This window comes from Natronocalculus amylovorans (assembly GCF_023638035.1).
In the GTDB taxonomy this organism is placed as follows: domain Archaea; phylum Halobacteriota; class Halobacteria; order Halobacteriales; family Haloferacaceae; genus Natronocalculus; species Natronocalculus amylovorans.
Window position 1 is genome coordinate 110,630 of sequence record NZ_JAKRVX010000005.1, and the last position, 21,660, is coordinate 132,289.

Annotated in this window: 15 protein-coding genes; 9 read left to right on the plus strand and 6 right to left on the minus strand. The window is 47.7% G+C overall.

What is annotated here, in order from left to right; translation table 11 throughout:
- Positions 1 to 2: 2 nt before the first annotated feature.
- Positions 3 to 581, minus strand: coding sequence for a DUF8112 family protein (locus tag AArcSt2_RS16915; protein ID WP_484549545.1), 579 nt, complete (start codon positions 579 to 581; stop codon positions 3 to 5).
- 178 nt (positions 582 to 759) lie between these two features.
- Here AArcSt2_RS16915 and AArcSt2_RS12520 point away from each other — a divergent pair, with 178 nt between their 5' ends.
- The gene (locus AArcSt2_RS12520; RefSeq protein WP_250585106.1) at positions 760 to 960 is read left to right on the plus strand and encodes a hypothetical protein; all 201 of its coding nucleotides are present in this window, start codon (positions 760 to 762) and stop codon (positions 958 to 960) included.
- 337 nt (positions 961 to 1,297) lie between these two features.
- Here the strand turns inward: AArcSt2_RS12520 and AArcSt2_RS12525 are convergent, their stop codons facing one another.
- Both AArcSt2_RS12525 and AArcSt2_RS12530 read right to left on the minus strand, forming a co-directional pair.
- Positions 1,298 to 2,545 carry an McrC family protein gene (locus tag AArcSt2_RS12525; protein WP_250585108.1) on the minus strand — a complete coding sequence of 416 codons (1,248 nt, stop codon included), beginning with the start codon at positions 2,543 to 2,545 and terminating at the stop codon, positions 1,298 to 1,300.
- Positions 2,546 to 2,547: 2 nt separating this feature from the next.
- Positions 2,548 to 4,089, minus strand: coding sequence for an McrB family protein (locus AArcSt2_RS12530; protein WP_250585110.1), 1,542 nt, complete (start codon positions 4,087 to 4,089; stop codon positions 2,548 to 2,550).
- Positions 4,090 to 4,295: 206 nt separating this feature from the next.
- On the opposite strand from AArcSt2_RS12530, the gene AArcSt2_RS12535 reads away from it, so the two are divergent.
- The 8 genes from AArcSt2_RS12535 (at position 4,296) to AArcSt2_RS12570 (ending at position 19,280) form a co-directional block, all read left to right on the plus strand.
- Entirely contained in the window at positions 4,296 to 5,132 is an 837-nt protein-coding gene (locus AArcSt2_RS12535; RefSeq protein WP_250585112.1) for a hypothetical protein, read from the plus strand.
- Positions 5,129 to 8,044, plus strand: coding sequence for a hypothetical protein (locus tag AArcSt2_RS12540; RefSeq protein ID WP_250585114.1), 2,916 nt, complete (start codon positions 5,129 to 5,131; stop codon positions 8,042 to 8,044). Before AArcSt2_RS12535 ends, AArcSt2_RS12540 begins: the two co-directional genes overlap by 4 nt.
- A complete protein-coding gene (locus AArcSt2_RS12545; protein ID WP_250585115.1) occupies positions 8,034 to 8,768 on the plus strand; it encodes a hypothetical protein in 735 nt (244 codons plus the stop codon). The genes AArcSt2_RS12540 and AArcSt2_RS12545 overlap by 11 nt, the downstream gene beginning before the upstream one ends.
- Before the next feature lie 419 nt (positions 8,769 to 9,187).
- Complete coding sequence (locus AArcSt2_RS12550) at positions 9,188 to 13,912, plus strand: DEAD/DEAH box helicase (RefSeq protein ID WP_250585118.1); 4,725 nt, start codon at positions 9,188 to 9,190, stop codon at positions 13,910 to 13,912.
- Positions 13,909 to 14,838 (plus strand): hypothetical protein, encoded by a 930-nt coding sequence (locus tag AArcSt2_RS12555; protein WP_250585119.1) that lies wholly within the window; start codon positions 13,909 to 13,911, stop codon positions 14,836 to 14,838. The genes AArcSt2_RS12550 and AArcSt2_RS12555 overlap by 4 nt, the downstream gene beginning before the upstream one ends.
- Positions 14,835 to 15,668, plus strand: coding sequence for a hypothetical protein (locus AArcSt2_RS12560; protein WP_250585121.1), 834 nt, complete (start codon positions 14,835 to 14,837; stop codon positions 15,666 to 15,668). Before AArcSt2_RS12555 ends, AArcSt2_RS12560 begins: the two co-directional genes overlap by 4 nt.
- Positions 15,665 to 18,601, plus strand: a complete 2,937-nt coding sequence (locus AArcSt2_RS12565; RefSeq protein WP_250585123.1) for a hypothetical protein — start codon at positions 15,665 to 15,667, stop codon at positions 18,599 to 18,601. The genes AArcSt2_RS12560 and AArcSt2_RS12565 overlap by 4 nt, the downstream gene beginning before the upstream one ends.
- On the plus strand, positions 18,591 to 19,280 hold the full coding sequence (locus AArcSt2_RS12570) for a hypothetical protein (RefSeq protein WP_250585125.1): 690 nt from the start codon (positions 18,591 to 18,593) through the stop codon (positions 19,278 to 19,280). The genes AArcSt2_RS12565 and AArcSt2_RS12570 overlap by 11 nt, the downstream gene beginning before the upstream one ends.
- On the opposite strand, the gene AArcSt2_RS12575 is transcribed toward AArcSt2_RS12570, so the two are convergent.
- The 3 genes from AArcSt2_RS12575 to AArcSt2_RS12585 all read right to left on the minus strand — a co-directional run bounded on the left by AArcSt2_RS12575 (position 19,267) and on the right by AArcSt2_RS12585 (position 21,445).
- Entirely contained in the window at positions 19,267 to 19,776 is a 510-nt protein-coding gene (locus AArcSt2_RS12575) for a DUF262 domain-containing protein (RefSeq protein WP_250585127.1), read from the minus strand. The two genes, AArcSt2_RS12570 and AArcSt2_RS12575, sit on opposite strands and share 14 nt — an antisense overlap.
- A 334-nt stretch (positions 19,777 to 20,110) precedes the next feature.
- Positions 20,111 to 20,665: a GIY-YIG nuclease family protein gene (locus tag AArcSt2_RS12580; RefSeq protein ID WP_250585128.1), complete on the minus strand. Its 555-nt coding sequence runs from the start codon at positions 20,663 to 20,665 to the stop codon at positions 20,111 to 20,113.
- Positions 20,666 to 20,794: 129 nt separating this feature from the next.
- Complete coding sequence (locus tag AArcSt2_RS12585) at positions 20,795 to 21,445, minus strand: carboxypeptidase-like regulatory domain-containing protein (RefSeq protein ID WP_250585130.1); 651 nt, start codon at positions 21,443 to 21,445, stop codon at positions 20,795 to 20,797.
- Positions 21,446 to 21,660 lie beyond the last annotated feature (215 nt).

The following is a 21,660-nucleotide window of genomic DNA, read 5'->3' on the forward strand; positions in this document are numbered from 1 at the left end:
GGTCAGTGCTCCCCTCTTTCAGTTATCGAGTTTCTTGATTCAGAGCCGTCCGCGATCGGATCACACAGCTCTGTCATATTCGTTGTTGAGTCTTCCTCGTACGCTGTGTTTACATCTGCTGCGATGCGATCGCCATATGTCCATCCACCATCGCCAGCGGTTGGCAATGTCGTTTGAAAACCATCTGTCTGTTCAGTGGGTCCACAAACCCGTGTGAGTTCTGTCGACCCAGTACGTGAAACCGCAACGATCGCTTCGCCAAGAAAGACCGGCCACGATGTCTGCATTGCCTGATCTGCGCACCGTGCCATCCGACCGCGTACGAGCACCGCGTCTCGCTCGTCCGTAAAGTCGTCCGGACAATCAGGATGGTCCGCACATCGTAGCCCATCAATCGTGTAGCAATCCGACTCTGCCGATCGGCTGAAACACGCTATAACCGGCGATCCAGCCGTTACTCTGCGGGAGCACGCTTCGCACAGCGCCTCCCCTTCCCCGAGAAAATTTATTTTCAGTTGATATATTTCTTCAATTAAGTTGTGTTCAACAGTCTTTTTTATTATTGGTCCGTTTATTCTCATGGGTTTTCTCCTAGATTATGAGAACCCACCCCGACGACGCACATCGTCGGGAATCTTCTGGATGAGTTCTCAATTATCTATTGTACTGTTTGCATCATAAATGTTTGCATATTTGCATACGTTTGTATATGTGCACATCAACGGAGTATTTAGAATGGTGGATATAAACTCCAAATCGATGGGTAGAACACGTGCACTCATGACCAAGACCGATCGTGAACAAATTTCGAACACGAGTGAAACTGAAGAAAATAAGCGATACCAGGCTATTTCTCGAGTCAGGGGCAGGGTACAAGATGAGCTACCCAAAGATTTGGAAGTTCTTGCTGAGCATCATCCTGAGTTACTCAAAGAGCTTCGTGAGATTGTTTGCGAATAAAATATCAAGATAGACGGATCTAATATAATATTTAATATGCTTCTGTATTAATCTAATTGCATAACTCAATCAGATACGGCTTGTTCGGCAGTTATACTTATATACGACTATCCAAACTATTCGCTCTATGATATCTTGCTATCGAGGTCTTAATCCATGATTCATACATAGGTTTTGATATAGTGTCGGTGAGTCATCATAGGGTGAGATGGATAGGAGTCCAAGTTCCGTGTAAGAAGAGGTCCCCACAATCGATTCAGTACACTACGATTGGAGCGCTTCGGACGGCAGAAACAACTTTTCAATCGATATACAACAGGTGATTTTATTGCTTTACTCAGAAAACTTCTAGCGATTCTACGGCAGTCTGTACATCTTCAGTAATAGTGGCAACAAAGTCCTCATAGCTCGGTTTATCCAGATTAAGGCTGAGGACACAGAGTTCTTGATCATTACTCAGTTGATAGACCCGAGGCTCAGGCACCACACTAGGAGGATATAATAAGATGCCGGGAGCGTGCTCATGTGTAGAATATGATAATACCTGGTACACGTCCTGCTTGCTTGGGGTTGATACATCCTTCCATTTAACGTCTCCGACAAGAACACTGCCCCCATTGAGTTGAGCAATAATATCCGGTTGCATAGGTCTACCGAGAGGTTGATCATCTGATCGTCGCTTCGCCAAATAGCCAATATTACGCTTCGTGACGGTTATTTTCGAGTTATCAAAAACGGCTTTTACAGCACGCCGGGCAACCATTTCAAAGAGATTGTCCATATTCAGGAGGAACGTCGCTCCAGCGCCAGCTCCGGCATGCAGATTTTCAATAGAAGTTTGCCGGATCACCATATTCGCAATCTTTAGTGCCGTTTCGTACGTGGAAGTGAGTCTCATTTGTGAGGAAATAGTCTGCAGGCTATGTATGGGAACTTTCCTCTGTGAAACCCCTGCATCCTTGAGTATGGTAATCTGCCGGTTAAGACGATGAGTTATTTTGTCACCTGAATGTAGTCGTGTGAGGATAATAGCAGCATGTACGAGCGTCTGATTCAGAGTCGAATCATAACTGAGCTCAGAGTAATCACACTCAAATTCAGTCGAAATAGGTCCTCTCTTCTGGAGTTGACGATGGAGGTTTATTTTCCCTCTTACCTGTTTTCTGCTCTCATTCTGATTGACGTATTCAGGCCGGATACCTCGTTGAAGCACTCGCTGTAGAATTGAAGAATAATAGTAGGCAATGAGACGCGTGAACTCTGAATCGTCAGCGACCTCATAACTAGCCTTTTCAAGATACGAGTCTGGAGGTGCGCCGATTCCGAAACGAACCAAATTCAGGAGCTCCAATTCAACTTTGGGCCGGATACGTAGAACAGTACCACTAGGTAAGGAGACAGTCCCAACGTGCCTTTTGGAAGTAATCTTAAATCTCTCAGATGAGTAAGGTTTAACATCAAGCTTCGTGACCTTCTTACCGTCAGAGTTACGGTTTATTTTCTGGTTGATATACTCTAAATCTTGGGTACTCAGTGATAATGGGTCAGAAGGGACCCATTCACGAAGCGGTTCTTCAGTCACCATCACTATGTATCAACTAATCCACGGAGTGTCTGGTCAAGATTTTCAAGAGTGAAGTCACTTCGAAATTCTGGACGAGATGGGTGAGTAAGCTGTTCATCAACTTCGGCAAAGACCTGATCGCGGATTCGGTAGAAATCACCGAAGTAGTACTCCTCTATCAGCGGGAGAATCTCATATTTCCACGCGTCGTGTAGACTTTCTAAGTCATACTCTTGGGGTTCAGAATCCGATAACAGATACGAGTGACCGATCTGCTTTCCTTGCCCTAAATCAACCGCGTCGAGAATTCTGTCGTTGATCACTTCGAGAGCATCAATGGAGTTTAGTTGGAGACGACGTTCAAGATTGGTCGGCTGTTCATCCTGTCCAGACATACTGTAGACTTCACGGAGATATTCGTAATCAGGACCGAATCGGATAAACCGAAATCGTCGGCGGATCGCAGAGTCAATTAGCGCGATAGACTGGTCAGACGTGTTCATCGTTCCAATGATGTAGAGGTTTGGGGGGACAGAGAATTCCTTATCTTTGGAGTGTGCGAGTGTGATTTTTTCGCCACGTTTGTCTTTCTCAAGTAGCGTGACTAACTCTCCGAATACCTGCGATATATTGGCTCTATTCATTTCATCAATTACTAAAACATACTTATTGGCGTTTTTTTTTCGGGCACTATTCTCGTATTCCTCCCTCGCCAATTCGCAGGTGTCTTTGAATATACCGGGTCGAAGTTCATACCGCAAATTATGTTCACTATTCTCATCCGAGCTGTCCGCAGATACGCTCAATCCTTCTATAAAGTCCTCATAAGTGAATGATGGATGGAATGTGACTTTCTGGAGATTCTCAGTGGTTGGTTCATTATTCTGTTGTCCAAGCCATGCTTTGGCATATTGAAGTGCGTGGTAAGTTTTTCCAGTTCCAGGTGGTCCATAAAATACAACCTGGCCTTTTGATTCTAACTGCCGAATAGTCTCCCTATACCTTTCTTCGTCCTCTATTGTAGGAATATCAAGTGGTCGACTGGTATCCTGATTCGGTATGTGTTTCTTGACGTATTCTTCCACAGTGTCGTAGTCTTCCCTAATCGCCTCCATCGCAGGGTTATCGAGCCGTTGGAAGGAATGAGGTCCTTCAGAGACATATTCGTAATAAGTTGCGAGTTCTTTAGTCGTGATCTCTATTTCAACTGGGTTTTGTAAATAAATCAGGCGGTCACCAATTCCGCTGGATTTGGCTAACGAATCTTCATCTGGGTCGGGGAAAATATACCCTGCGAGTTTGCGATTTTCCTCTCGTCCAATAACCTTCGCTGCTGTATTATAATAGGGATTCTCATCTGGTTCATTCCGAGTATAAAAAAGAAGATAATCTCCCTTACTCACTTTAGACCAACTGCCTTCTTCTTCCTCCGTTGTTGCCCATAACCGTACTACACCTCTATCCGTGTGGGGTGGGGGTGGTTCTATATCAAGTTCATCAATCGAGATACCAGATTTAACTGTACGCAGAAGCCGTTCACGCGCTTCTGCTGAATCACATGGCACTAGAAAAATTGTGGATTGGTTTACCATAATGACGCGAGGAGATTGGAGCGCCCCGATAAAAAAATACCGAACGACGGGTTGATCAACCAATTGGTAAGAGGATGATTGAACAAATTTTTATCAATCACACGAGTTGAGTGGAGTATACCGAACTAAATATATCCGCCCGGCATTGACGAAAATTTGCTTCGGACTTAAATCAACACATGACAGATACAGAATTCGTCCCTCTCATCCTCAACAACGAGTCTGCGGCACAGTGGGAAGTGGTATACTCTTCCATTCAGGATGGGCAGGTTACCGATGATGCACTCAAAGATGGAACGGGGCTATCAGGTATTCATATAGAGGAAGCTCTAAAAGGGTTAGCAGCGATGCGTCTGATTAATGATAGGAATGAACCGTATGAGGAAAATCCCCTAATCGAGATAGACGACGTTTCCGATTCTATCCGGTATCGCCTAACAGGGCTCCAAGGCTTAATGGACGAACACGTTCCTGACAACTGGGGCAGACATGCTGGTGTTCTTTTGCACTACGAATACCTCGTCGAAGAGAGAGAGCAATACTTTCGAGATGACGATGAAGGGCTCTGGAAAAAAATCCGAAACTGGGAAGAAGACAGAGGTTATGAACCCAAAAAGAAGAACGGAGATAACTATCAATTCAATACAAAAAAGTGGACTCACTGGACCGTAATTGCAGATCACTTGGGTCTGATTCGTAAGACAAAAGGTTCATTCTATACGACGTATTTTGACCCAGAGATTTTGAGAGGTACACTACTGTGGTATAGTGATAAGACTGGTACATACTCATTCCCGATTTCCAAGTATATCAATTGGTTAGATGAAAACGTTGTTCCATGCCCAACACAAGGTAATACTGTACCAGTTTCAATATCCCATACACTCCACCTGCTTTCTCGTACAGGATGGTTAAATTTCGTTGAGGAAGGTGATAGTGCAACTGCAAGCCTTGCAGGCATAGAACCAAGTCAGTATCCAGACAGCGTAAATTCAATTAGCATCATCAAATCATGAGCGATACATCCAGAGACCAAATTGAAAGTAGGAGTCTACAGTGTCCACACTTTGACTACTATTCGAATGTCGATTTAGAAAACGTATTCTCTACAACTGCAAAGTATCGACAGCAACATCCAGACCTGTTCTATTTTACCCATACTCGGATCAAGGCGTACCGAACTGACGATCGGGTGGAGGGAAAAGTCGAGTATTGGGAAGATGAGATCTATGACCAGTTCGAAGAAGAAAGAGAAATTAACTTTGTCACATTAATTGAAGGGAACACGGGGACGGGGAAGTCCGAACTGTGTGCGTACCTTTCTTTGCGGTTGGAGGAAGAAGGAAGACCGGTACTCTATATTAAAAAGAGTGACGGAATTCTAACGATAATAAATAAGAGAATACCCCAATTCTGTGAGAATCACGGGAAGGAACCGCCAGAGACGACTGCCAAATCTCGACAATTCGAGGAACAGATCGAGAAACTTCCGAAGACAGTCGCATCTCAAATAGCTGGTGACGCAATCTCTGCACTAGCAAATTACGACATAAAGGACAACGTCGACGAACTCTCAGATTTCATCTATGAGAGGCTTGATATCCTGCTGGAACAATCGGAGAATGATGAAAAAGAGGATGAGAAAGAGTCCAAAAAGATGATTGACGAAGGCGATTATAAAAATAACTCCGATATTCAAATATTCAACAATGAAAAAGAATGGCCGCCTATCAAGGCAATTGACGAGCTGAATAACCGGATAATCAACGCCATTGAAGGAAAATATGGGGTTCCGCCTATAGACGAGCTCCTCCGTGATGTAGGTGACAAATTCGAGAATACCCGGCCTGTATTCGTTATTGAGGACGTGTCGATTACAGGCTCGGAAGCGGACAAGCTCACCAATTTTATGGAGGACAAGGACACGAAGAGTAACTGGGACTTCATTCTTGCTGGGACAACAGATTCAACGGAGGAATTCAAATCACAGACCTCAGAAGCCCGATTCAATATATATCAAACAACTGATAATATTGATGGGAATCAGGTTCCCCATCTCACAAAAGAGGATGCAGTGCAGTTCATCCGCCCATATCTGGGCTATATCAAGAACCACGATGGGAGTGTTAGTTATGAGCGCGACGAGTACAACAAAGTGAAATCAATAAAAGATCCTCTCCAAAATACCATCTGTACCACATGTGAGTTCTGTGACCGCGAATTCCGAGATCTTTTCCCATTTAACGAAAATTTCATCGAGCGATTGTTTGAGTCGCTAGAGCCTCCGACACCAAGGGCTTACATCGTACGCGTGAGTCAGATCTTGAGACGGTGGGCAAGAGGTGATATCAATTCCCCTGCCGACGCTGATGTTCTTCAGAATGTTGGGTTTAATACGCGGCCAAGCGAGGAGGTACGTAATTTCTCGAAGCCTCTCACTCGCAGTGCTCTGTGGTACGGGAATGTTAATGAAGACGAAGGATTTTTTACGGTTAACAAAAAGTTCCTCGATGCATTCAATATTATTGATAATAAGTGGGATCTTAACGAAGCGCCAATTGAAGTGAATGAAAGTGAAGTTCGCGTACCAATTTCAGATGCCACAGAGTATATTCAACGAGAAACCGACCTTGAGGACTCTGAGAGCGTCAGAAACGAGATTCAAAAAAGACAGGGACAGGTTCATCCGTGGCGCAACAATCCTACCGACCCCGCTCTCGTAACAACTGATACGGACATTCACACTGGTGCTCGATCGATTCTTCAGGAGTTGACTGATGATTTTAAAATTAAACCGCGCGCACCGATCCGGTACTCTATGGGCGGCGAAAAAAAGCCTCTCTCTTTCCATAGAGGGTCGAATCCAAGAGACGATGATGCGATACGAGAAGAAATTGAGGGTTACCAACTACCTGTCGGAACTCAGGAGCTATCACTTGACCTCTTCTACCGGTTTGTTTCAGTGGGCGTAGAAACGAGGTTCGACAAGAATCCGTCTCACAATACCTTTCTTCAGAAATTCGGGTCACAACTCACCAGCTATGCTGAGGAGTGGCAAAAGAATGTCAACAAGCGAGAACTGGATCCAGCAGAGAAAATTTTCACCAATGCAGGGAACCACTACGACCTCGCAGACTTTACTCTCGCATCCTACGGGCTGGTGTATCTATTGAGTAATCCCGACCGAGAGCTAACCGCAAACAATATCGCCGAAGATTTCAGCAATAAACTTTCCTTAGATACAGATCTTGACTCCTATCTCGAGGAAGAGTTCGATGACGACGATTATGACCATCTTAGAAGCTTGATGGATAACTCTGAAACAATAATAAATCTCATGAAATGGAAATTCGGAGTTATTAGTTCAGTTCTGGACAGACAGGCAATCGAAGAAAAATTGGCTGCAAATCGCCCCTTTAGCGTTCTTGATACGCTAGGAATCGGAGCTATCTCTAGGTTATCATCAGATGTTCAATTCACCGATGGTACCTCGTTTAAATCTGTGGGGGTTGACCTATACAGAGTTAATGCTGCTCTGAGAACACTGGAAGCCCGGGAAAGTAGCGAACCAGCCAGTGAATTAATTCTTCAGAGCTTAGATGGTGCCGATTTAGAAGAGATACAGTCAACGGGTGATATCATAAGGAGTGGGTACGATGATGAAATTGACACTTATTTGTACGAAGCACTAGGGAAGCTGGAGCAACTTGATCGTGATGAGATTGAGGAGCAAATAGACAATAGCCGACTCGCCCAATCACTCAAAGACGGCGACAAGCAGGACCGCATACAACAAATTCTGATTGAACAACAACTTAGAGATAGTGAAATCTATCATGTTCTATGTAATCTGGATTTTGAAAATATCGAAGATGCGGAGGATATTGGGGCATACTTCCTACAAGTAGGTGATTTCTATGTCGAATAAGTTGGCTAAGTCTGAAGAAGACGGGGGGGCTTATAGTCAAAAACTTGACGAACAGCTCAAAGCTGTTTATATCCGACTCCAGCATCGGCATCTGGCCAACCAGCTGGACAAAATAGCCAACACTCTAGAAGGCACTCTCATCCGGGCTATGATAGCAGAAAGTTTATTTAATGATTTTGATATAAAAATAGACGAGGAGACGAGAACCCAGGTTTCAGAAGCTATCAACTTGTTGAAGAAAGAGCAATATGATGAGCTGGAGTCTGAAATACCAGATTTACGTACAAAAGTAGAAGAACAAAGGTCGAGAGTTGACCGTCAAATCAGCATCCCACACGCAGATCACAACAAGCAGCTCAATGCTATGCAACAACTCAATGAAAAATTCGATGTACTAGAACAGTCTAAGCTCGATAATCTTGAAACTCGACTGAATGATGAGCAGTGGGTAGAATCGATCAACGGGGATACAACGGGAGAGAAGCTTATCTCATCGAAAGAATATGGCGAGACTACCGCTGAAACTCTCGGTGAAATTCAGTCCGATATGTTCACAGAACTTCTTGACGACGATAGCACTGAATTAGCATCCAAGCTGATCAGCGATGAGCCCTACCATCTGACGAGCCTGGGCAATGATGACTTCTCGTCGCTACAGAGGTCCAAACTCGGGGATTATATTGAGTTGTCTCTGTCTCCACTAAAATCAAAGGAATATAATTAGTCGGTAGCTGGTCAGTGTATCTGATGAATCTGCTCTTGCATTGTCTTTCTAGTACCGGAGCGCATCGTGAAGCAAGGTGTAACCGCTACTGAGGTCAAAGATAGCACTAATTCTCAAATACTGTACGTTCTTTCTTTTATAAATTTCCTGTATGCTATCTTAGATAATTTAAATTTTCGACATCGGTAAAATGAAAAATATATTGCTAAACAATGCGTTCTTATGATTATTGATAAATAATATCCCAAACCCGCTTTTTAAATCGTCATACATCACCAGAATAGAACAGTACACTGTTCAACAATTATGATGTTATAAATGTACACATAGGTCTGCTACGCAAAATTGTGTCATGGATATCAATTTTGCCCCATATATAATACCCTGTAAGCGAATAAATAAAATAGACCCTAAGTAACATGGATTCACCGCAATCAAGACTTGACGCAGCAACGAACAGGGCCGCAGAGATTACTTGGTGGAACCGCGCAATGACCAAACTCAATACAATTGACGGGGTCAAAGGGGCTCAACGGTTTGTCGCCGACCAAACAATTGAGCGAAAAGGTCCATTTGTTGAATTCGTCGATGCCCCGGCGTTTCACAACCAGAGTGCAGCGGAATTCCTTACAGGGCTCGATTATGACGAGGCAATCATAGATGCGATTGTCAGAGAGTTATTTGGTGGTGATGGAGAGGGAAAGCTATACCAACACCAAGCTGAAACCATCAACGCAATCGAAAACGAGCCTGGCAATAACGTACTTGCAGTCCCAACCGCAAGCGGAAAAACTGAGTCATTCTTTCTACCCATCCTCAACGCATGTCTCTCAAGCGATGACCCTGGGGTAAAGGCTGCAATTCTATATCCGATGAAGACACTGGGGTCCGACCAATTCAACCGATTCATAACCTATCTCGATCACATCAACCGAAACCGGTCCCCCGAGGACCGGGTTACAATTGGCATCTGGGATTCAGATACAGCACCTCGTGTTGGAACTCGTGATTACGAGATCGAAGAGGGAACCTATGTTCGCGGACTCATTGACCCACGAAATCCCGACGAGAAGCTCCGTGTCAACGACGATGCGTCAGTCGGCACTGATGACAACACCTACTCGTGGATCAAGGTCACTCGTGATTCGATTCGGCAGGGAGTCGACATCCTGCTGACCAACCCCGAGGCGTTAGACTATATGTTTGTTAGCGATAATGAGGAGACGAGAGCAATTCTAGATGACCAACCGTTGGAACATATCGTATTTGACGAGGCCCACGTGTGGAGCGGTATCCAAGGTGCGGCAATTTCGCTGCTCTCTCAGCGGCTAAAGACGTTTTATGCTAACAACGACCCGCAGGTGACGATGGTCTCGGCAACTGTTGACAATCCTACCGAGCTTGCTGCATCGCTTACTGGGAGCAGTATGCAGAGTATCAACAGTATCGAATTCACCGGTCGACAGTTTTCCGTAACTAGCACACCAAACTTTGACCGGTTCGCTCCATGCGGACTCGACGAGATTATCGTAGCCCTCGCTGTGGCTGGGCTTGATATTACTAATCCAGACAAATTCGTGATCGAGCAGGGGCTTGAAAACGCAGTCACAACACTTCGCGAGATAGGACTCCTTGACACGGAACTGATTGCTCCTGCGTCGGATGCACCAAGCTGGGCATTCGAGCCGATACAGACAGCTGCCAACAGATGGATTGCAGCTGGAAAAGCGAACACGGTCGATGAGTTACTCCGATCAGAAGATGGGTGTGAAGAACTTATTGAAGCCGCTGTTGAGTCCGGCGGCTTCTCTAGCGGCTGGTATGAGTTTGTTCTTACCCAATTGCCGGAGGTAGCTTCGTTCACTGAATGGTTCGACCGGGACACAACTGGAGAAGTCGGCTTTCGCTCCTACGACGGACTCGTATCGGAAGCCGAACGCAAGGACGTAGCGAATCCAGAGAGAATCCTCGAAACGGTGATGGCGTTCGGTCGGCTTGCTGGCATTGTCACTGAGAAGTACCACGTCTTTCTGAAGCCACCACACAGCGTCCATTGGTGTGGTGAGTGCGGGGCACTCTCACGAGACAACCGTTGTCGGGAGTGCGGTCATGCACCGATTCCTGAGATTCAATTCTGTCGTAACGGTACCTGTCACGAACCACATGTTGCGGTCACAGATGATGAAGGGGACGAACACTTCGTTCCAATACGTGGAGACGCCAACGGAGACTGTCCTGGCTGTGGTAAATCTCCCCGCCTCACAGATATTGGTGTTCCAACATCGTCATTGCTTTCCTATATGTTGTCGGAGGTATGTCGCGTCTCGCCATCGAAAAAGACACTCGTCTTTTCAGATTCCCACAGCGCGGCCGAAAGTGTCGGTGAAAAAATAATAGATACGGAGTACGGACTGATGGCACAGACGCTGTACCTCAATGAACTGCTTGCCGCTGGCGGGGAGGCCGACCAGTACGAGTTGTTCAGAACTGTGGCCCATACACTCCGCAAAGAGTACTGGGAACCACTCGTCCAAAACAATCTCAGTGAGGATGCGGAGGCCTACAACTTTTTGATCCCCTTGCGTGAGGATATTGAGGCCCACGCATATCTCTCAAACTGTGAGTCTCTGCTTGACAGTGCACTCGTGACTGCAGATGTGGTCGCCGCCTATGATGATCCGGTCGACGTGACAATCGCACATGCCCTGTACAAACGGTTTGTCCTCGGTGATGCCTCTTTCCAGTACTCAGGCGTGAAAATCGATGGACTGACCAGAGCGAAAATACTCGACCGGCTCTCCGGAGATCTTATCATTGATCGCAGTCGGATCGAGGCATCACTTGATACGATTCTCGCCGACTTTTTGGAATCAGGTATTATCTCAATCGCAACACACGAATCCCTCAAGCGCGCAGTTGACGATGCCAATCTGACCGATAAGGACAAACGAACTGCTGTCGGTACGTTCCTCGAAGAGACACGCGATGAACTCGAACAGAGCGGGATCGTCGAGCCGCCAGCTGACAGTGGCGTTTTCAGTCGAAACGTCCGTGATGACGACTCTGCACTAACGCTGGTTCAGGAGGCTGTATTCTGTATGGACTGCTATACATCGTTCCCGACTACTGAATCAGGTAATTCGATTGATAGCTGCCACGAATGCGGAGCTCCAGTCGAGGCGTATACTCGATTCACCGAACAGGATAATGGAGAGCTGATTTGTGACCCCGGATATGCGGTTGTGGACTCCGGCTGGGAGTACGCTGTGGACCACTGGGCCCACGATGTCACCGAACCGATTCGAAACGGTGCAGAACCGGATTTTGTTACTGCAGGGATACACAAAGGAAACATCTCGCCAGCGATCCGCGGTGCTATCGAAGAGGGGTTCCGAAAGGACCCACCCGAGGTCAACGTCGTCAGCTCGACGCCCACAATGGAGCTCGGTGTAGATATCGGAAGTCTTGACACGGTTGCACAGGTGGGAGTGCCGCCCACACTGACGAACTACGTCCAGAGATCTGGTCGAACTGGTCGTACCCGAGGGAGTTCCTCGCTTGTTATGACTGTAATTCGTGGTCAACATCCGGTTGATGGCCACTATTATGCGAACTTAGACAGCTATCTTGGAGAGTTCGAACCGGTCCGAATCCCGGACCCACACGATTTCGATGAGGTTCTGGCGAGCCACATCGTAACCGAGGTGTTTGCATACCTTGCACGCAATCCGCATGAATCGGGTGTCTTCGAACGAATGTACAAGGTCCCCGAGCCGGAACTAGAGAACTTGGAGAAGTTCGTCAGTACTGTCGAAGAGCGACTCGATATCTTTGGCGAGTTTATTCGTGAGGAAATGGACCCCGTTCTCCGTGAGTACGTCAAAGATATTTTTGGTGACCATGGCGTCGATGTTTACGAACAGGTGTTTTTCGGGGATGGTCCCCTTTCGCTATCACGTCGTGTCGAACAGACGTTTTCGAGGCTTCGTGGGATGTCAACTGGCGCGACAGCAAACCGCAATCTTACGAGTAATACTGCGCGGCTCGATCAGTGGCTGAGCAAACTCGGATATCTTGCAAACTACCGAAGCTTCGGCCAGAACTTCCCTGTTAATTTCAGTGGGCGTCGTGAGGAGATTTCCTTCGAGGGAAGTGGTCGACTGTACGATATGTACCCTGGTGAAGAAAACAATCTTGGCGGCATGGTGTCGCTACATGGAACCGACTACATCGTCAAAGACGTTCGTGGGACGCCAACACCATTGACCGATGTTGCAGTCTGTGATAACGATGAGTGTGATCGCCGGTTCAAGAGCTTCGACCCCGACGAAGAGATCTGTCCACACTGTGATTCAGAACTTGCCGAAACGCAGATACACGGCATCTCTTCGGTCGAGTGTTCAACGGCAATGGGGGGTCAGAAGGGGTACCGAACGCACGCACAGATGTCGACCTACGTCCGTCCGACTGATGCCGAGCGCGACCGTTCCGAGAGGCAATTGTTTGATATTGACTGCAAGATTGAGTATGGACAGTTCGAGATCACGGACTTCGTCTATGCGTTCGAGCGTGGTCACTCGATGAGTGCCTCGACAAATATCCTCCGCTCCCAAGCGTTGATCGAGCAGGATGATGGAGGCAACTCGACCACTGGACTCTCGTGGCGAGATCGGCTCGACGAGGCTGAACAGGAGTTGTACCGTCCAGTTGGTCAGCAACACCACACCCAAGGGCTTCGTCTCTCGTTCGACCGCGATACAATCTTCGAGCGGTTCGAACAGGCGACCCACGAAACGGTATCATGGCCACAGCTGTTGACAAGTCTGGAGCAGGCTCTCGACCGGGCGATTCCGGTGGTCGTCAAGTGTGATCGGTCCGATTATCGCGTTAAGGCCTCGATTACAAACGAGACTATCGAGGTCTACATTGTCGACGGTCGGCAGGGTGGCAACGGAATAGGCTGGCACGTCCACGACAGCCTTAGTGAGGTCGCTGACCAGGTAGTTGATGTTGCTGACTGTGATCGGTGTGTCGACTACTGTGATGAGTGTTTGCTGCTCTCACGGACACCGAGCCACTACCTCGAAAACAATCTGCTCGACCACCGAATGCTCGCCACAGTTGTTGGACACCCAGGACAGTGAGTCTCGACGTACTCCAAAAGCGGCTCACCGATGCAGATGTCGCGTACATCTATGACCCCGATGGGAGCATTCATTACTGGAAGCTACGGTCCCTCCCGGCGCTTTCGTATCTCGGGATTGGAAACGCTACTTACCCTACCTCGTGGCGACAACTGAAACATACGTGGCAACACGAGCGTGGTGGGAGACAGTACAGTTTTCCAGGATACCACTATCACGTTCTCGGTGGGATCGACCTCGCTCCGAGTGAAGACCTCTGTGTCGTGACGACGAGCTACTATGAGCAGCACACACAGTACTCTATCAACGAACTCGTCGACCGGTATACACAGATAGACGGTACGTTGGTCGTCATTGCTGATGAACGGCGATTCCAACCAGAAAAGGGACTCCGCCCGTTGTATCAAGAACCGTTCTGTGAACGTATCGGCGAGTATGATAGGCTCTACAACGCATTTGAGGACCACTTCACTGAGGAGGGATGGGAACTCCCACTACAGGATACAAAGAACCTATTTTTACAAGATAATGCGAACCTTTACCAACTTGTTGAGAATATGTCGATCAAATCCACTGTGAAACTCTTTGATATACTCCCGGATGCACCATATCTCCCGCTGTACAGACCATTCTCCGAGATATTTGCCCGTCAAAATCAGCTCGGCGTTGAGCCGCTGGAAAGCGAGGATATGGTCGAGGCCTTTGGTGGGTGGTTACGCCGGCGAATTGAATGGGACAAAGCAACCGCATCCAAGGTCGCACATGAGTTGAACCGGACGGTTTCTATGGAAGGAACTGCATTTGATCCATCGTATGCAAAGCAGAGCCCAAAAATAGGCGATGCACGCCGGGCGTGTGACGAGCTTGACCCAGATGCAAGCCCAATCGAAGCGCGATATCACGACTGGTTACAGAATCCATTATGAGCGAAATATCCCCATACATTTTGAATGCGGTACAGACACCGACTCCACTGCGAACCGTGTACAAATCGGTCGAGCGAGGTAATACGACCGAAGACGAACTCATCGATAACACCGACCTCACCAGCGATCTTCTTAATCAAGGGTTAACAGGACTTCGCGCGGTCGGATTGATCGGTCGACAGGAGCCTGATTACTACACAGTTGAGCTTCCATGGCATACGGGCGATTCCGAACTCGACTTTCGGCTCGGTGTGTTACATAATCTTGCCACCGATGCCGAGAAGGCTGATTGGGGGAAACAGTCGGTTGTACTGCTGAATTACCAGTATCTCCTGCAGGAGGAACGACAGGCGTTTAAATCGAATGATGGAGCCCTGTACGAGCGCATCAATCGCTGGCAACGAGACCGTGGGTACGCACCACGATCCCAACAGGGGGAAATCGATTTGAATGAGCCAAAATTCGTCAACTGGTCGAGACTTGTCGACTTCCTTGGACTAGTTCATAAGGCAAGTGGGCGAACCCACACTGTCTACCCTCAGCCGGAGCTGATCGCCGAATCGATTCGGCTGGCAGCCAACGATGTTGGGAATGGAACACGCCTGACGATCTCTGACTATGTCGACTGGCTGTGGGAGAACCTTTTGCTTGTTGAACTTACTGCTGACAGTAACGTGCCAGCGACACTTTCACGTGTCCTCTTTGAGCTCGTTCGAGACGAGCAGATCCGTATCGTGGAATCAGGGGATGCCGCCGTTGTCGGTCTCAACGGTGTCCCACGACGATCGGGGATCGACAAAGATGCAAACTCGATTGAGGTGCTCCAATGACTGATATTCTCCAGCCGAACGCCGAAGCAGACGCTCGGTGTCCACATTTCGAGCAAGTCGACGAAACAACGCTCCGTCGGCTGTTTAGTAAAGTTGCAGCAGTCCGGTCGGAAGACTACAATCTCTTCGAATTCACCCACCGGTCGATGGAGGTGTACCGTGGAACCTCTGCTGGTGGCGAAACATGGACCGAAGACCGAATTTATCGAGAGTTCTCGGACAGTCGTGTCGGCAATTTCGCAGTCGTTATTGAGGGAGAGGTTGGAACCGGGAAATCCGAACTCTGTGCGTACCTCTCACACAAACTCCGTCAAGAGGGACGGCCAATGCTCCACATCGACAAGGATGACAACCTCATGTCCATCCTTTCGGAGCGCATTCCTGCGTTTTACGAAGCGCAGTTCAGCGAAGAGCTTCCTGGAGCTTCGGATTTCAAGAACCTGCGCGATGACATCGTCGACATTCCGCAGGCGGTCGCAAACAACGCGACCTCCGGTGCGATTCTCAACCTCCGCCGACAGGGCCACAACGTAACACCAAGTGGAACACAGGAAGATCAAATTCGAGACTACGTCGCGGAGAAACTCCAACGGCTCGTCGAACGAGGCGAATACGCTCAAAAGATCCAGTTTGTCGGCGAAAACGAGTACAAGCAGCGTGAGGAACTCCAGATATTCGACGACAGCGTCGACGTTGAAGACGCAGTCATCGCCTTCAACGATGCACTTTGGCATGAGGTTCGAGACCGGTACAACACCGCCTCACTCGACGATGTGCTTCAGCAGGTCGGGCAACGGTTCGAGGATACTCGTCCCGTCATCGTGTTCGAGGACTTCTCTATCGCCGCAATGGAGGCTGAAAAGCTCCGCAACTATATGGAACGCGACAAGTCCTCCGACAACTGGGACTTCATTGTCGCAGGAACACGTGACGCAACGAATGTGCTGCATACTCGAACAGCGGAGGATCGATTTGAGTTCTTCCAAACGAACGAACAGGACTCGAACACGGTGTTGTTCCTCGACGAGGTTTCGTCGGTCGACTTCGTCCGTCCCTACCTCGGTTATATCAAATCACATGACAGCAGCGTGACGTACGACCGTGACACCGAGGATGGAACTTTTGAACTCGAACCGCCAGCAGACGAATCAATCTGTGCACAGTGCGGGTTTTGTGACGAATCGTTCCGTGATCTGTACCCGTTTAATCAGCCGTTCTTGCAGCGTATCTACGCCGGGCTCGATGAGAGCCAGCAGTCTCCTCGTGAGTTCATCATGACTGTCTTTGAGGTCCTCCAGGACTTCCACGATGGATTCGTTATGTCGCCGTCATCTGCAGAGATTCTTCGACCACTCGAAAACACAATCTCTGTTGCAGACGCAGTGTATGAGGATGCCGAGGCGTACGCTGATTTGGCGAAATGGTATGGTCGACCACAGGGCGATACAGTCGTTGTCGACCGAAAGTTTGTCGAAGCGTTCGGATTTGAGATGTCTGGACTCCCCGATGCGATTGAGATAGACGAAACGGAGATTAGGATTGCATCTACCGGAAGCAGTCCACCCGGCGACACCTGTCCAGAGTGTGGTGAACACGCCTGGGCTGTCGATGATGACGGTAATCGTATCTGTTCAAGCTGTGGGTATGGTGTCAGCGGTCCTGGTGGTGGTGGGGGTACCTCTCCAACCGAACGGGAGATTGAGACACAAAAATCACGGATCGATTCGTGGATCGAAGATCCAAAAAAGTACGTTGAAACGAATGAGTATATAAAACGAGCACTTCGAGACCTGTTCGAAGCAGTTAGCGATGATTTCAGACTTCTCGAAGGGACACCACTCCGCTACAACCTCAGCAGTCAGCAGTCACCGTTTGTATATCCAGACTCGAATAATGCTCCAGAAGACAATCAGATTGTTCTCGACCGGGGTGACTTCCGCAGATCCGACCTTCGGCGGCTCGTCGAGTTCGGTGTTCGACGTGATATGGAACCCAGATCGGCGGATTATGATGCACTCTTAGAGGCCTCTGGGACACAGATCACGGGGTATGTAAAAGAGTGGCGTCAGCGTATCTTTGAGAGTCAACTAGAGCATAGTAACAGATTATATAAAGGGAACAGAGAATATGGATTCACAGATTTCGTTCTTTCAACGTATGCGGTGTTGACGCTATTGGACAATCCATGGACAGAGATTACTGCCAAACAACTCAACAACCGATATCGATCTGATGAGGAGTTTGCTGTAAATGAACAGCTGCTCGACGGCCTTGATACGATACTTGGACACGAGGAAGTCAAGAGTATCAAGTCAGTGATGGATAAAGCCGAATACATAGAAGATGTGCTTGGCTCGCTATTGGGGGTGTCGGCAAGTACACTCGATGTACCGGCAGTCCGTGAACGTCTTAAGCGAAATTCGCCGTATGAGGTCTTGGAGATGCTTGGACGGAGTCAAATCAATTATATCGATTTCAGAGTTCGATTTGCATCAGGACACACGGTCAAGGATTTTGCAGATACAATGTACGATGTGCAGAAATCACTTGATGAAGCAACAGATCACGGTTATCAAAGAGAGACGGTTGAGTACGTTTTAGATACACTCACTGGAACAGACATCGGACGTGTTGCAGACCGATACGAGAAGCTGAAGACCTATGATGGTGTGGACCCAGATTTGACTGAACGATTAGGGCAAGTTTGTAACCACTCTCAATCTGCTATAGACGTGACTATCGAGGCCGCTAAACTCGCTGATCGACTCTACGGTGTGGATTCACTTTCGACTGTAACTGCGACACTAGCTAGTCTCAAGTTGAAGCACGACTCCATCGTAACCGATTTCGAGTCAGTCCCGCTGACTGGAACGAGTTCTTTTGGTGAACTCGGTGCCGACTTTACAGAGGTGAGCAAACATTATGTCGACTGAAAATACAACACAAAATTTTGAGGCGAGTATTGAGAAGATTTATCAACAGTATCGGCATCGCCAACTCGCAAATCAACTCGATGAGATTGCGGAAACAATCGAGGAAACGATTCTCCAGCAAATTCTTGCAGAAGAGTTCCTTGAGACAGAGCTAGAGATTGACTCTGAAGCCAAAAAAGCCGTCTCAGAGGCACAAGAACTCCTCAAAAACGGTGATTTCGAAACACTCGGCGAACGGCTCGCCGACGTTGAGGCGAAAGTTGAAGATCAGAAGCGACAGATAAGTAACGAAATCCATGAGGTCCGAATCAGCATGCGAAGCAGGGTTAAGGGAATAATGCGCCTCAACGAGCGTGTCGAGCGCGTCAGCAAGGTCAAACTAGAGGCGATTCGTGAACTGCTCTCGGATTGGGACTGGAAGGGGCAGGTGTACCGAGAAGAGGAGTACGATTTCGAGACACTCAAAGAACGTGCTGCAGAGTACGGCGAAGATATGCGTCGCTACTTCGAGGAGTGCAGAGAACAGATATTTGGTCCATACGAAGGAACCCCGATGGAACCCATCGTCGACAGGCTGTTGTCTGATGATCGGCTCTCGTTGGACGAACTCTCCGACGAACAGATTGTACAGCTTCGAGAGTCTGATCTTGTCGACCACGTTGAGCTCACACTTTCGTAGCTATGGCTCTATTGGAATGTTTGTCAACTGGTTGGTTTACATTCCTGTGGTCAATTACTTCAAAAATCTCTTCACCCTCACTTGTCTCAGCTTCTGCAAGATAGATCGTCCCAAAGTAGAATTCTTCAAGCCGGTCATCCGAGCCTGCATCCCAGAGACTGATTTTGTCATCTTCAAGCTCTGCTCCATCGACTTGAGAGTACAGCTTGGTTAGTGAGTACCAGAATCCGTTATGATTGGATTCATCCCATAAGTATTTTCTCTGAAAACCAGGGACATACAGATCCCTACCAGAGGTAACGATGTTGCTGAGATAGGAGCTAGAGGGCTCAAGCGTTTCCGAAATGTCATGGAGTATCTCCTCGCTCTCACTGACTTCCACGTCCAAGTCGTCAGCGATTGACTCTACGTTTGCGCCAAGTTCGTCTTCAATACCAGTTGCACCGCCGATGATTGTTTTGGAAAGCGATCTATGACTACACCATTTGACATACATACGTGTTGAATGATTTAATTAAAAGATTTGTGAGAACTAGCGGTAATATTGATTAACTGTTTGGAAATAACCAGGACGCTGCTAATTGACAGCTGGATCATTTTTGAATCTTATTTTACCACATATGTAAGTATGGTATGATTTTTCGCATCTGGTGACCGCTTTAGTCCCTTTTTACACTGCTCTGTTGAATAGCGGTAATCGAGTGAGTAAGCGGAATGTGAATTAGGTTGTGAGCTGGTGAGCCGTGTGATCCCAAAACCCGACTCGCCTCTCTCATGCTCAGAGGCCGCTATTCAACACAGCAGAATATAGAGGTTAGATCTTCTACTGGCTACTCAGCTTCGTAGTGTCTTTCTATCGCGGATTCGAGGATGGAAAGATGATATTGGGCTGCATTACGAGCTGATTCCAACCTCTTTTGCTTTCCTCTTGAAAGAGCTTCAAGCGCAATCTGATCGGAGTCAACCATTCGCTGAATGTGATCCATCTTCGAGCGGATACGATTCGGGAGATGGAGACGTGTTTCTCGCTCATTGTTATCACATATATACAGTACTTCATCTGGATCGTCAGTATCAATAGGATTCGATCGCGGAGTTGGTTCTCCCCGATTGAAGACTGGTTCCTTTTCCGCAATTAGCTGTTCTTCCGCTACTTCATATTCGGATGAAATCCAGATTTCCACATACCACACGTCAAGTAGGTCAATTCTGCCGTGCGCAACTACACTCGAATTCTGCTGTGTGAAGTGTTCCCGAAGCCTCGGAAGCAGACTCCGCGAATCAGATTCGGATGCATAGCCGACATAGACGGGATTTTCATCCAAGTCATACATACAGTACACTCCACCTCGCTGTGGGACCTTGCTCCAATTAATTTCAGCCATATAATTAGCAAATCACGGCGATTTAAAAAATATTATCCAAAATACGAGATATGCGCACTGTATTTATCACGTCAGATTTGACAAACATTTGGGGGAAATAGAGCAGTAGTCATATATGCCGCAAATCACTCACCCGAATTCAGCTTTCAGTCGCAGCGCAGTGCCGCTATCTAATTGTGAAACCGAACGTAGCTCTTCGAGCGAGGCTTGTTGAATATTTTCTATCGAGGTATATCCAGAGTCGACGAGCGCATCAACATCACTCTTGGTTGCTCCACCGACACCAATGAGTTTGTCTTCAATGGATGTCCCAGACGGAGTCTCATTGTCTTTCTGTTCTATTTCTTCTGGCTCTCCAATCCACTCGAAACCAGTCTCGACAGTTTCAGTACTGTCGACTGTTCGACATGCTGGTTTCGTTAGGGAATCTGATGAGAGCCCTTCGTCTCGTTTTGTATCTGATTCATCCACGGAGACTCCAAGCCCAACGTCGATTACAGCACCATCGGCTACCGCTACTGTTGCTTGCATCGGGTCGAATGCTGGATGGTCGACCTGCAGTTCTGCAGTTCCAACACTGGTTGGAAACCCAACCCGACATCGACCGATTTGGGATGTTTTCGCTGTGGTCTCGAATACTGCTCCAGTTAGCGACACCGTGGCTCCCGCTAGCGCAGTACCATCTTGATCCGAGACGAGGACTTCAACTGCTGAATCAGTCTTCGTCTCCTGTTGAGGAGCCTCTTTTGTAGTCTCCCCGGATGCGTTCTTATTGGTCATCCGAACACAGGTTTGATGAATGGTGGTCCTGAGAGGTTATTATTGGTCGACACGCCTGGTCCTGAGTCACTTGTAGTAGCCAATATATATTCAACAGTGATAGAACTGTTGTCAGCTCAGTGCTCATACCACTACCGAGGGTCACCCAGTTTTGATTTCTTGGCTACATTCCTACCTACATTTATTCGGATTTACTAAAACGTTATAGTACCCGA